Source organism: Paenibacillus sp. FSL K6-1096 (genome assembly GCF_037977055.1).
Classification (GTDB): Bacteria; Bacillota; Bacilli; order Paenibacillales; family Paenibacillaceae; genus Paenibacillus_AQ.
The window spans coordinates 6,309,906-6,322,908 of sequence record NZ_CP150274.1; the positions used below are offsets into that span (position 1 = coordinate 6,309,906).

Genomic DNA, 13,003 nt, shown 5'->3' on the forward strand with positions numbered 1-13,003 from the left:
ACACAATCAGATTGAGATAAACCATCCGATCGTTCCTATTACAAGCAAATGAATTGGATAAAACCAATAGAAGCCATACTGCAGCCATCGGGGAATCTCCCCCTTGGTTCCGTTATAAGTGAGGCTAAGCAGAATCCCCAGATAAATACCTACAAGGTTGATAATTACCGTTAACCGGACAGAGAGATCATTGAAGTCTTCGATTAGCCAGGAGGTAAGGCCCCAGCGGGCAAGCGGCAGCATGATAATCCATAGTGCAGCCTGATGTAACTTTGGCAACCTTCTCAGCCAGTATAACAGGAATATAATCAGAACAGCGCCTTTGCCCCCTTCAATGGGCAGCAGCCAGCCAACAGCAACTAATCCGGCCACAGCCAGTTGCCCCCATACCGTGTGAAATCTGCATAGATATTCATAAGTCCATAGTGTGAACAGCCCAAGGCATAAGGTGAACAGTATGTTCAATGGTTGTCCCCAAGGGTCTGGCTCCAGGCTATATATCCGGGGCTCAGCTATACCGAACAGCAACACATAAGGAAGCTGGGAGATCAGCGCGAAACCCAGCAATCTGGCCATGTATCTCTGTACATTACGGGTATGTATGAATCCCAGCACGATACAGTACATAAAGATCGGAGCGGCTAGTCTGCCAATCAGGCTTGAGCCGAATGAGAGAATGATGTACAAGACCGACCAGACCTCAGATTGCCCGGGAAATGTGCGGGTTAATACATCCTGTATAGCTAAAAATAGATCGTCCGGTGAAAAAATACGTGACAAATGATCATACAGCATTGTTAAAACAGCAATCATTTTCAATGTTCTGTTACTCATACAATAGTGCCTCCAGGTTACGGCGCGCCTTTCGTTCTATTGCAATAGAATGATTAAGAACATTCTATTCCAGTAGAATGCTGTTGTCAATATTGTGCAACTAATCGTTCCTCCAAGCGTCTAAAACAATAATTTCAGTTTCACCCACATGACTCAAGAGGAGGATTCCTACGATGTACGCATCTCATTCATGGCTTCATAGACGCAAGCACACGGGAAAGCTGGCCGCAGGCCTCATCGCGCTGGCTGCTTGCTTCGGACTCGGCAGCGGCACGGCCCATGCGGACCGCTGGGAGATTTTTGACCAAGGCGAGCATTTATTTTTGCCGGAGGGGCCTATAGAGGTGGGGGAGGTGGTGATGCTGCCGCTTCGCCCGGTCGCCGAGCGGTTTGGATATACGTTCACCTCAGTGACGAATAAGGAGATTGTCCTGACCGGTAAGGACGGGCGTAAGGCAGTGATCCGCCTGGGTACCAAGACGGCCTTGCTGGAATATGAAGGCGGTGCCAAAGTACAGCTCATGGCACAGATTCCGCGCAATTTTAACGGAGCTTGGTTTATTGATCTGGCATTAGCTGGAGCTATGGGCGGGCAAGGCCACTCTACCGTTCCCGGCACCAACTTCATTCAGCTTCGTCCCGTATCAGGGGATGCGAAGGAGCAGCTCGAACGCCAATATTGGTTCAGCTTCAAGGATAAGGGCCAGACGGTATTCGTGAATAACCAAGGGCAAGAGCAGCTCCAGACGGTTTATACTTCTCCTCTGGACTTTGGTTATGATGACCTGCTTCCGGTGAAGAAGTCCGGTTATACAGCCGGGTACATGAACCGTGCAGGGGAGCTTGCCATTGATGCGCCGCACTACCAGCTTGGACTGTTCAGTGAAGGGCTGGCCTGGTTCAAGGATCTCGTCAATACGGAGAACGGCGGGGTTACGGTAAGAATGGGATATATGAACCGGGCGGGGAAGGTTATTATTCCGGGGATTTACAACCGGGCTTATGATTTCTCGGATGGGCTGGCGAAGGTGACCAGAGCAGGCAAGACCTATTATATTAACCACAACGGCCAGATGGTGATCCCGCCGATCCCCGGGCTGCAGAACAGCGAGTCCTTCTCGGATGGTCTGGCGGCTGTGACCGTACGAACCACAGCAGGCGGCAAAAGCGTCCTCCGGACAGGCTTCATCGACACCGCAGGCAAGTGGGCGATCAAGCCCATCTATGAGTCGGCCACCCCGTTCTCGGAGGGAATTGCTACGGCAACGGTGAACGGCAAAAGCGGCCTCATCAACACTGCTGGCAAGTGGATTGTGAAGCCGCAGTATAGCGGCGGAAGTACTTTTCTCGGACAGTTTCGTGACGGGCATATTCTGCTTACGCTGAGCGGCAAGCATGATTATACGCAGCGGCTTGTCGATACCAAGGGCAAGATCATCACCGTTCCGGGAACCGGCCAGCTTACAGGATTCGGAGATGACATCGTCTCGTATAATGATACGGGCGGATATGGCTTCAAGACGTTCGCGGGAGCAGTCATCGTCAAACCAATGTACTCTTATATGTCGGACTTCAAAGCAGGCGCGGGCAAAGGATTCATTGATTACAATGATGTCTACGAAGCTCATCTGATCAATAAAGCTGGTAAAGTGGTGTGGAGTACCGGCTCTCCGGCTTCAGAGTGATCAAGGTCTGGGAAGCTTAACGAACCCCCTCCGCTGGCAGCGCAAGAACAGCGCTTGCCGGTCCGGAGGGGGGCTTTTGGCATGCGCCAGCATGTGAGGATACATCAATTATGATCCTGCTTAGATCATTGTTTTGGGGAAGGGGGTTGATTAGAATTTGGGGTGTAGGCTATGTAAACGTAAAGGAGACGGTAATATGCTTAGATTGGTGAAGGTTGAGAACGGTATGGTCAAAGGCCTGCCCGCAGCCGATCCCCGGATTACGAGCTTCAAGGGAATTCCGTTCGCGGCGCCGCCTGTCGGCGAGAACCGCTGGCGGGCGCCGCAGCCTGCCGAAGACTGGGAAGGCGTGCTGCAGGCCCACGAGTTCGCGCCGGTCTCCATGCAGGTCAGACAGGAAATCGACGACAACAACATCTATACCCGTGAGTGGGCGGTAGAGCCGGACATTGCAATGAGCGAGGATTGTCTATACCTGAACGTATGGACCCCGGCCAAGCAAGCGGACGAGAAGCTTCCGGTCTATGTATGGTATTTCGGCGGCGGGCTGCAGGTGGGTCACCCGGCAGAGATGGAATTTGACGGTGAACGGATTGCCCGCCGGGGCATCGTGGTGGTGACGATCAACTACCGGCTGAATATCTTCGGCTTCCTGTGCCACCCTGAGATTACAGCGGAATCGCCGGAGGCGCCCGCCAACTTCGGTAACCTTGACCAGCAGGCGGCAACCCGCTGGGTGAAGCGCAATATCGCGGCCTTTGGCGGCGACCCGGACAATATCACCATTGGCGGGCAATCAGCGGGCGGCGGCAGTGTCATGAGCCAGCTTACCTCCCCGCAGAATGAGGGCCTGTTTCAGCGGGCGATTGTTGAAAGCGGTATCTATACGAATCTGTACCCGGGAACCCTGCTGCCGCCGCTTCGGGGCACGCTGCAGGAGGCCGAGCAGGATGGCATCGAGTTCTTCAAATATCTTGGCGTATCTACTCTTGCGGAAGCGCGGAAGCTGGATGCGGTCTATCTGCGGGACAAGGCCGTAGCGCTTGGCGGGTTCTGGGGCACGGTTACCGACCAGAAGTTCCAGGTGGGCAATCCGTTTGATTTATTCATCCAAAATAAACGCTGGCAGGTGCCGGTCATGCTCGGCCATACCTCCTCCGAGTTCTTCAGCACCCCGAAGGTACAGTCATATGAGGAGTTCGAGCAGCTTGCAGCGGATATGTTCGGGGAAGATGCAGAGACCTTCCTGGAGCTAAGCGGCGCGCAGCCGGATGCGGTCCAGGAAGCGGCAGAGCGGGCCGCAGTAAGCGGGATCGAATACGCGATCCGGATCGCCGGACAGGCAAATGCCGATAACGGAGGCGGGGCGCCGCTCTATTACTATAATTTCGATGCCGAGATTCCGGGCTGGGATAACCCGGGCACCTTCCACTCGGTGGATCTGTGGTTCTTCTTCGAGACACTGGCCAAGTGCTGGCGGCCGTTTGTCGGCAAGCATTACGATCTGGCCCGTCAGATGTGCAATTATACCGCGCATTTCATCCGCACCGGAGACCCGAACGGCCCGGATTCCACCGGCGAAGCATTGCCGCACTGGGAGCCGTATACCCCGGAAGCTCCTTACGGGATGCTGTTCGCTGACAAGTCGGAGTTCTTGAGACAGCCGCCCGGAGCGGTAATGGATTTTCTGGTGAAGCAATATTTCAAGAACGCCAAGAAGCCGGTCCAGAGCTGATAAGCTTAGGAGCATGCCCCTTGCAGAGCAAGGATTTCGTCCATGCAGCAAGTTAGATTCTTAAGTTCACTCTATGTAACCTTTGGTCTGCTTCTGGTAATTTCGCGGTGTATATCCGGTCATCTGCTTGAATTGCCGGCAAAAGTGCTCCACATTGGGATACCCGCACCGTGCGGCGACCCCGGCAATGCTCTCGGTGCTGTGGATCAGGTATTCCTTGGCCATGCGGACCCGGCTGTTGATGACATCCTCCATGCAGGAGAGGCCAAAGGTTTTTTTGTAAATATTCTGGAGATAGCCTGGACTGATCTCAAGCACATCGGCCATTCTGGAGACCGTCCAGTACTCTCCGGGATTGCTCTGAATTAACGTGCGCAGCCTCAGCAGCTTGTAATATTGCGGGGTAATATTGCCCTGGAAATAAGATTCCCATAGCTTGTTGAACAAGGCCCGCAGCAACAGGTCAATCGAAGAGGCCTTGCAGTCCCGGTCGAAATGATGCTCACTGACCAGCAGCTCCACCAGCTTCCGGCAGGAGTCGGGATCACTCAGGGCAAAGGGAATGCCGGAGGGCAGCGGCGATTCTGTAATATACGGCTCATCCGCCTCAAAGCGAATCCAGTCATTGGCGAAGGACTCGCCGCACGCCCGGTAATAGACCTTCTGCCGGGGTCGGTAGAGGACTGCCGTGTGCGCAGGGTACAGCTTAAGCCCGCCGTGCACCCAGAACTGGGCCGGGGTCTTGGTCATGACCAGGAGCCACTGCGAGCCTGCCGGCACATCCACGACGAAATTGGCTTCGTGTGTCGTATTGCACTCTACATAATGAATAAGGGCCATTCGCACTCTCCTCCAGAAGGGTATAGTCAATCCTACCGGGGTTAATGAATTTCACGGAATTCACCTGGCGTAATTCCTTCGGATTCCATGAATTTCTTGTTGAAATAGCTAATTCCCGGATATCCTGAGAGGATGGCAACCTCTTTAATGGACATAGAGGGTTGGCTCAGCAATAATTGCTTGCTCTTTTGAATCCGGCATTTGGTGACATAAGAGACAGGCGTCATTTTCGTTGCTTTTTTGAATAGGCTGCAGAAATAATTTGGTGTCAGCCCTACTTGACCTGCCCACCATTCCAGCTCAAATGGAAGGTGGGCTTTTTGTTGCATTTCGGGTAATAGAGCAGTTATTTTATCCAGGTGATTGGTGCTGCGGTAGGATGAATAGGGAAGCGAATTACTTACAAATTCAATGATTACGCTATAGGTTAAGGTTGAGATCCGCGAGGGGCGGAGGAAGTTATAGTGTTCAAGCTCATGGAATAAATCCTCGAAAGCCGACTGCAGCAGAGAAGCGTTCTTCAGCGTCCAGATCGAAGAACCGGAATACCGGTTATCCAGAAAGTAAGCCTGGAGTGCATTGCCGTTGAACTGAATCCAGAAGATATTCCACGGGTCCGACTCCGAGCAGTAATAACGCATACGGTCGTTCGGGAAATGGAGAAAAGCATCTCCTGCGCCTAAAGTGAAGGTCTTATCCCCGATTTCAATATCCCCGCTTCCGCTGGCGATATAATGCAAGCTGAAATCTCTGACACCGTTCGGCCGGTTCACATTATGATCGTCCGGCCGGATGAAATTTCCAATAGAATGCGGAAAGCAAAAAAAACAGAATTCTGAAAAATTAGGTAAATAGTAAGTCTTCATGCGGCTGCCACCCCATCCTTCTTCTGCCAGACAAATTCTTAATATAGTTTCATTAATAGTATAATATTATTATTTCGTCAAGGAATATTGATCCTTATAATGAGAAGAATAAACTATTTTTGTTGTAGAAAGCGGTCGCGGATATATATAAATGACAACGCTTTCTAGAAAATGTTAGCTTACGCCGCTGTCCTCAGGGCGATAAACTACAGATAAAGGAGGAACGAATATGCAACTCGAAACAAACGTAACCGGCACAGAGATTCCCCGGGGCCAGCTATGGAAGCGTTTCAAAAAGCAAAGGGTGCTCCATTTATTTGTCGGGCTTGGCATGATATTTCTGGTGATTTTTTCTTATACGCCGATGTTCGGGATTCTGATGGCGTTTAAGGACTACAGCATCTCAGACGGAATCAAGGGGATTTTTACAAGTGATTGGGTGGGACTAAGGTATTTCGACGAATTTGTCCATGATTATCAGTTCGGTAAGATCGTCAGGAATACACTTGTGCTCAGCTTCCTGAAGGTGATCTTTGCGTTTCCTGCGCCTATTGTGCTGGCCATTCTGCTTAACGAAGTCAAAAGTATGCCATTTAAGCGGTTCGTTCAGACGATCAGCTATTTGCCCCATTTTATTTCATGGGTAGTGGTGGTCGGAGTCTCCTATGCGTTTCTGTCCGCAGATATCGGTCTAGTGAACAGAGCGCTGCTGGAAGCCGGGTTCATCGACCAGCCGCTTAATATTCTGACGAGTCCGAATTATTTCTGGGGCCTCGCTGTAGGGAGTGCCGTGTGGAAAGAGATGGGCTGGTGGACAATTATTTTTCTGGCAGCGATTACAGGCATTAATCCTTCACTGTATGAAGCTGCTGAGATTGACGGGGCTGGCAGGCTGGCCCGCATCCGCCATATCACACTTCCGGGAATGAAGGGGACCATCGTTGTCGTGCTGGTTCTGACCATCGGCAGCATTCTTGGAGGCGGGCTGGTAGGCTCTAACTTTGAGCAGGCCTATCTCCTGGGGAACAGCATTAATAATCCGACCTCGGAAATTGTGCAGACCTATGCGTTCAAGGTGGGGTTAAGCGACGGGCGGTTCTCTTATGCAAGTGCGATTGATTTAATCCAGTCTGTCATCTCGGTTATTCTAATCTTCTCCAGTAACTTCATTGCGAAGCGCGTCTCCGGCTCAAGTCTATTCTAGGGAAAGGAGCGGTAAATGTGCTCAAGAGTCAAAAACAAAAAGATCTGGTTATGGACAGTACTGTTTATTTGCTTCTTTCCATTATTGCCCTAACCATGCTATATCCCTTTTATTATGTATTGATTGCTTCGTTTAACAAGGGTTCAGACACACTTTTAGGCGGGATGTATTTATGGCCGCGCAGCGTAACCTTTGAGAATTACAGGATTTTTCTGGAGGACCCCAAATGGATGAAGGCGTTCCTGGTTACTGTGGCCCGCACGGTCTCCGGTACCGCGCTCGGGCTTCTGCTTACCAGTCTCGTTGCCTACGCGCTGTCTCACCGGGATCTGCTGTTCAGTAAATTTTATTTCACGATGATTATCTTCGCGATGTACTTCTCCGGCGGTCTGATTCCGTATTACGTGGTATTGCGTTCATTGGGACTGCTGAATACGTTTGGCGTCTACATTGTACCCTCTATGCTGAATACGTTTTTCTTGCTCATCGCCATCTCGTTTTTCCGCGAGATTCCCGGCGAATTGAAGGAATCCGCTCATATGGATGGAGCCGGAGAGTTCGTGATTTACTTCCGTATCATCCTGCCGGTGTCGATGCCGCTGCTTGCTACAATGGCACTGTTCATGGGTGTAGGCCAATGGAATTCCTGGCTGGACTCCGCGTATTTCGTTCAGTCCGAGAATCTGCGGACGCTTACATTCCGCATGATGGAGATCATCAACCAGAGCAACGCCCCGATGGATTCGGTAGCTGTGGCCAACCGGCCGGGCGGCGGAGTTACCAGCTTTTCCTTGCAGGTCACCTCGATGGTCGTCTCCATCCTGCCGATCATCTGCGTGTATCCGTTCCTGCAGAAGTATTTTGTACACGGGATTATGTTAGGTTCTGTCAAAGGTTAATCAGGATGCTGAGAACGAAACAGGGAGAGATAAACATTGCTTAGAGAGAATCTGGACCGGAATTGGGAGTTTGAACACGGAAAGCCGTTTCACATTCAAAGCAAGGAAAACGGGCAGGCGAGGATCGTTCATCTGCCGCACGACTTCACCATTGAAACAGATACCTGGGCGGAGGCTCCCGGCGGGAGAGCAACGGGGTATTACGGCGGAGGGATCGGCACTTACACCAAGATGCTGGATGTCCCGGCTGAGGCTGAGGGCAAGAGAGTTCTGGTCGAATTCGACGGCGCTTATATGAACACCACGGTGGTGCTTAACGGGCATACTGTAGCCCGGCATCATTACGGTTATACGCCATTTCATGCGGATCTCACGCCTTATATCAAGCCTGGCAAGCCGAACCGGCTCGCGGTGACGGTGAATAATGCCGCACAGCCCAATTCCCGCTGGTATACAGGCTCAGGCCTATACCGTCATGTCGATCTGTTAACCAGCCCGATGCTGCATATCGTTCCATGGGGAATCTATGCCCGCACGTCGCATATCGCGGGCGGCACAGCCTTCATCATTGTGGAGACAACGGTAGCGAATCATACGGATACTCCCGCCAGTGTATGGGTGGATCTCAAGCTGGAGAAGGAAGCCGGAGGGGGTGAGGCGGGAAGCGGAAGAGTGCAGGTCTATGTACCTGCGGCCGGAAAAGCCGTAGGCCGGGTGACAGTCGCCGTTGACCATGCCGAATTATGGGACGTTGATTCCCCGTATCTATACCGTATTACCGCATCTCTGAATGGAAGCGATAAGCATTATGACAGTGACAGCACGCTGTTTGGCATCCGTACGCTCACTGTTGATGTGAAGAACGGTCTGATGCTGAACGGGCGCACGGTCAAACTGAAGGGCGGCTGTGTGCACCATGATCACGGGCTTCTTGGCGCCGCTTCTTACAGAGACAGCGAGTACCGCAAAATGAAGCTGCACAAGGATAACGGATACAATGCCATCCGCTGCGCCCATAATCCGCCGTCCAGGGATATGCTGGATGCCTGTGACCGGCTGGGGCTGCTTGTGATGAACGAAGCCTTCGATATGTGGACGATGGACAAAAACCCGCATGATTACAGCTTGTATTTTGCAGAGAACTGGAAGTCTGACATTGAAGCATTTATCCGGCGTGACCGCAATCATCCCAGCATCATCATGTGGTCAACAGGCAATGAAGTGAATGAACGCGGAGGATTGTCCGGCGGATATGAGTGGGCGGCCCGATTGGCGGCATGGGTCAGAGAGCTGGACCCGACCCGTCCGGTTACCAATGCAGAGTGCACATTCTTCAGCGGGCTGGAGGATGAGGATCAGGAGCGGTTCTATGATGATCTCAAGAATCCGCCCAAGGAGTCGGCTGGCTTCGTCAACTTTGACACGGAGTTCGGCAAGCAGGTGTGGGACAGCTATACCGAAGCCTTCTGCGCTCCGCTCGATATTGTGGGCTACAATTATCTGATTCATCAATTCGATGCCGCTGCCTATAAATACCCTAGCCGGGTGATCTGCTCGACCGAGAGCATAGCCAGAGATATGGATAAATATTGGGAAGGTGTAGAGCGTCATCCTTATATTATCGGCGACTTCAACTGGACCAGCTTTGATTACATCGGCGAGGCCGGACTGGGCAAAACATTATACGTGGAACCGCAGGAGGCCGACGAACAGCGTAAAACGTTACATGAGTCCCCATACCCTTGGCGTCTGTCCTATGATGCGGATTTCGATCTGTGCGGCTTCGCCCGCCCCCAGCTGGCTTACCGGCGGATTGTCTGGGGTTCTAACGAGACCTTCATTGCTTCCCATCATCCCCAAAACTTCGGCAAAGCCGAGTTGATTAGCGGGTGGGGCTGGCCGGAATGCGATCATGCCTGGACCTGGAGCGGGTACGAGGGAGAATCCGTCACGGTCGATGTCTACTCGGCGGCTGAGGAAGTTGAGCTTATTCTGAACGGCGTAAGCCTCGGCAGGCAACCGGCCGGGAAGTCCAACCGTTTCAAGGCGCGATTTGTTGTCGCCTATACGCCGGGCACCCTGGAGGCTGTTAGTTATACGGGCGGCAGCAGAGGTTCGAGTGATGTGCTCCATTCGGCCGGGGAGCCGGCGGGCATCCGGATTGTTCCGGAGAAAAAGGAGCTTGCTGCAGACGGGCAGTCGCTCTGTTACGCGGTCGTTGAGATTATCGACGCAGCCGGCCATTGTGTGCCGGAAGCTTCGCTGCCGGCGGTTGCGCGGGTAGAAGGCGCGGCGTCTCTGGCTGGCTTCGGTACCGGCAGGCCACAGACGACCGAGAATTATACGACTGGCCGGTTCACTTCCTTCAAAGGCAGACTGCTGGCCGTTGTCCGCGCAGGGGTTGAGCAGGGCATCTCCACGCTGACAGTCAGCGTTGACGGGCTTGAACCGGTTAGTCTGGATATTCCTGTGAATTAATAATATGGAGGGATTACATTGACAAAGAGAACGAGCCGTAAAATGCTTGCGGCAACCATGGCAGTTACCTTGACGCTGGGACTATTGTCCGCCTGCGGCGGAAACAATGAAGGAAGCAAGCCGGAGGATGCCGCTGCAACGGCCGGAGCCGGCGAAGTGAAGGAATTATCCTTATTCATTGATTTTCCCTGGTGGGCAACCAAGGAGTGGAAAGGGCCGATCGCGGAGAAAATCACCGAGAAGACTGGCGTTAAGCTGAATGTAACTGTAGCCACAGATGACAAGCAGCTCCCGCTGATGATTGCATCAGGCGATTTGCCGGATCTGGTGCTCACCTCCAGCAATGTAGGCCGGATGTCAGATTCCAAGCTGTCGTATTCGTGGAATGAGCTGATTGAGAAATATGCGCCGGACTTCAAGCTGGACCCCACACGAATTGCCATCAATACGATGGATGACGGCAACTTCTATACGGTGCGCAATGCCTTTGCCACCCAGGAAGAGATGGCCCAGAATAAATTTGCGCTTGGCGGGGACGGCAATCCGGGGATTGCAGTGCGCGAAGATATCCTGAAGGAGCTGGGAAATCCGCCGATCAAGACCCTGGATGATTTCGTGAAGGTGCTGGGCATGGTCAAGGAGAAGTATCCTGACATGGTGCCGCTGGTGCTGGATAAAAACTGGATCGAGCAGTATTTCCTCCAGCAGTTCGGTGCCGAGGCTCTGTTTGACAATTGGTATGAACAAGACGGGAAAGTGGATTATTTCATCAGACAGCCGCAAATGCTGGAGTTCTTCAAATTCATGAACAGCCTGTACCGGGGGGGCTACATTCTGGCCGAGAACTTTGCCTTTGCCAATGATCAGATCGACGAGCAGTATGCAATAAGCGGCAAAGCGTTCGCCCACGGCCACACCGTAGGCACTGCGGATACGGACAACAGCGCCATTCAGAAAAACAACGGTACATTTACCTTCAAGATGCTGCCGAGCGCATTGACGAAGGAAGCCAAGAAGGTCAGCACAGGACTGGGCTTCGCCGGCACCTTCATCACGAAGAAGAATAAGGACCCGGAGGCTTCCATCAAGCTCCTGCAGTATCTGGCGAGCGATGAAGGGAAGAAGCTGACGATGTTCGGGGTAGAGGGCGAGCATTGGACGTGGAATGAAGAAGGGCACCCGGATCTGAAGTATGATTCGTCTGATCAGGACTTCATGAATGCCAACGGCATAGGCTGGTGGGTGCTCTACAATGACGGAGTCATGGAAGGCCTGAGAGGATATGTCCCCGGTAAGCAGAAGACACAGGCACTGATGGAGACGAAGGCGATCACAACCTATAAGCCGGCGCTTGGCCTGATTCAGACCCAGCCGGATTCTGCGGAGAAAACGCTCAAGACCAAGATTGACGAGATGATCAAGAATGAAAAGGTCAAGATCTACCTGGCAGGCTCTGAAGCGGAGGCAGCAGCCAATTACGAGAACCTGGTGAAAACTGCCGAAAGCCTGGGCTTGCAGCAGTTGGTGGACTGGGCCAACGACACCTATCAGAAGAAAAAGGAACTGTTCAAGTAAATCAGGGACAACCGGTAGAGGCGCCAAGCCTCTACCTTATTTTTCGTCATACGATAATCATTCCAACAGGAGGCAGGCAAACATGAGAGTATTGATTGTGGATGATGAACCGCTGATCCTGAACGGGCTGGTGAAAATTATCGGGGAGGCGGCTCCGCTCGGGACAGAGATTTTCCGGGCAGACAATGCGTTTGAGGCCTTGGAGCTGATGACAGACTGTATGCCGGACGTGACCATTACAGATCTTCATATGCCGGAGAAAAATGGCTTCGAGCTTATCGAGGCGGCCAGGGAGGGCGGACTGTGCGACCGTTTCATTATCCTGACAGGCTATGATGAATTTGAATATGTACGCAGAGCACTACGCACAGGAGTAGTGGATTATCTGCTGAAGCCGCTCGGCAAGGACGAGATTGCCGCTCTGCTGGAGCGGATTGAACAGGAGCTTCCCTCTGAAGCCGATCCGGAGTACTCCAACCATGCGAAGCGCATTCTGGCCTATACCAAAACCCATTATATGAACGATTTGTCGCTCAACCATCTGGCCGAATTAATGAATCTTCATCCCAAATATATCAGCAGTCTGTTTAAAAGAGTGACCGGCGATACATTTGTCAATTATCTGAACGGATATCGCATCAAGGAGGCCCAGAGGCTGCTCCGGTCGCATGGCCGGTTATCCGCGAACGCTATCGGCAGGAAGGTCGGGTTCGAGGACAAGCATTATTTCACCAAAGTCTTCAAGAAGTATACAGGAATGACGCCCGGCGCTTACCGCGAAGAGGCTAAAGCCACTGAAGGAGAGGGGCTTCCAGATAAGCGCAGTTAAAGCGCCCCATCCGGTTTTATGTCAATGCCGGAGAAGCGAAGTAAAAATGTGAGCGTTG

General features: G+C 52.4%; 10 protein-coding genes. 7 read left to right on the forward strand and 3 right to left on the reverse strand.

What is annotated here, in order from left to right:
• Positions 1–6: 6 nt before the first annotated feature.
• Positions 7–834 (reverse strand): TraX family protein, encoded by an 828-nt coding sequence (locus MHI24_RS27700; protein WP_340022754.1) that lies wholly within the window; start codon positions 832–834, stop codon positions 7–9.
• Between the two features lie 173 nt (positions 835–1,007).
• On the opposite strand from MHI24_RS27700, the gene MHI24_RS27705 reads away from it, so the two are divergent.
• A complete protein-coding gene (locus MHI24_RS27705) occupies positions 1,008–2,519 on the forward strand; it encodes a WG repeat-containing protein (RefSeq protein WP_340022756.1) in 1,512 nt (503 codons plus the stop codon).
• A 196-nt stretch (positions 2,520–2,715) separates the two neighbouring features.
• On the forward strand, positions 2,716–4,254 hold the full coding sequence (locus MHI24_RS27710; protein WP_340022757.1) for a carboxylesterase family protein: 1,539 nt from the start codon (positions 2,716–2,718) through the stop codon (positions 4,252–4,254).
• A 66-nt stretch (positions 4,255–4,320) separates the two neighbouring features.
• On the opposite strand, the gene MHI24_RS27715 is transcribed toward MHI24_RS27710, so the two are convergent.
• Positions 4,321–5,094 (reverse strand): AraC family transcriptional regulator, encoded by a 774-nt coding sequence (locus MHI24_RS27715; RefSeq protein WP_340022759.1) that lies wholly within the window; start codon positions 5,092–5,094, stop codon positions 4,321–4,323.
• Between the two features lie 41 nt (positions 5,095–5,135).
• The gene (locus MHI24_RS27720) at positions 5,136–5,867 is read right to left on the reverse strand and encodes a helix-turn-helix domain-containing protein (RefSeq protein WP_340022760.1); all 732 of its coding nucleotides are present in this window, start codon (positions 5,865–5,867) and stop codon (positions 5,136–5,138) included.
• Positions 5,868–6,189: 322 nt separating this feature from the next.
• On the opposite strand from MHI24_RS27720, the gene MHI24_RS27725 reads away from it, so the two are divergent.
• The 5 genes from MHI24_RS27725 (at position 6,190) to MHI24_RS27745 (ending at position 12,945) form a co-directional block, all read left to right on the forward strand.
• Entirely contained in the window at positions 6,190–7,164 is a 975-nt protein-coding gene (locus MHI24_RS27725) for an ABC transporter permease subunit (protein ID WP_340022761.1), read from the forward strand.
• A gap of 50 nt (positions 7,165–7,214) precedes the next feature.
• Positions 7,215–8,063 carry a carbohydrate ABC transporter permease gene (locus tag MHI24_RS27730; protein ID WP_340026818.1) on the forward strand — a complete coding sequence of 283 codons (849 nt, stop codon included), beginning with the start codon at positions 7,215–7,217 and terminating at the stop codon, positions 8,061–8,063.
• Between the two features lie 36 nt (positions 8,064–8,099).
• Positions 8,100–10,541, forward strand: coding sequence for a glycoside hydrolase family 2 TIM barrel-domain containing protein (locus MHI24_RS27735; protein ID WP_340022762.1), 2,442 nt, complete (start codon positions 8,100–8,102; stop codon positions 10,539–10,541).
• Positions 10,542–10,559: 18 nt separating this feature from the next.
• Positions 10,560–12,116, forward strand: a complete 1,557-nt coding sequence (locus MHI24_RS27740; protein WP_340022763.1) for an ABC transporter substrate-binding protein — start codon at positions 10,560–10,562, stop codon at positions 12,114–12,116.
• 82 nt (positions 12,117–12,198) lie between these two features.
• Positions 12,199–12,945: a helix-turn-helix domain-containing protein gene (locus tag MHI24_RS27745; protein ID WP_340022764.1), complete on the forward strand. Its 747-nt coding sequence runs from the start codon at positions 12,199–12,201 to the stop codon at positions 12,943–12,945.
• The last annotated feature ends 58 nt before the right edge of the window (positions 12,946–13,003 follow it).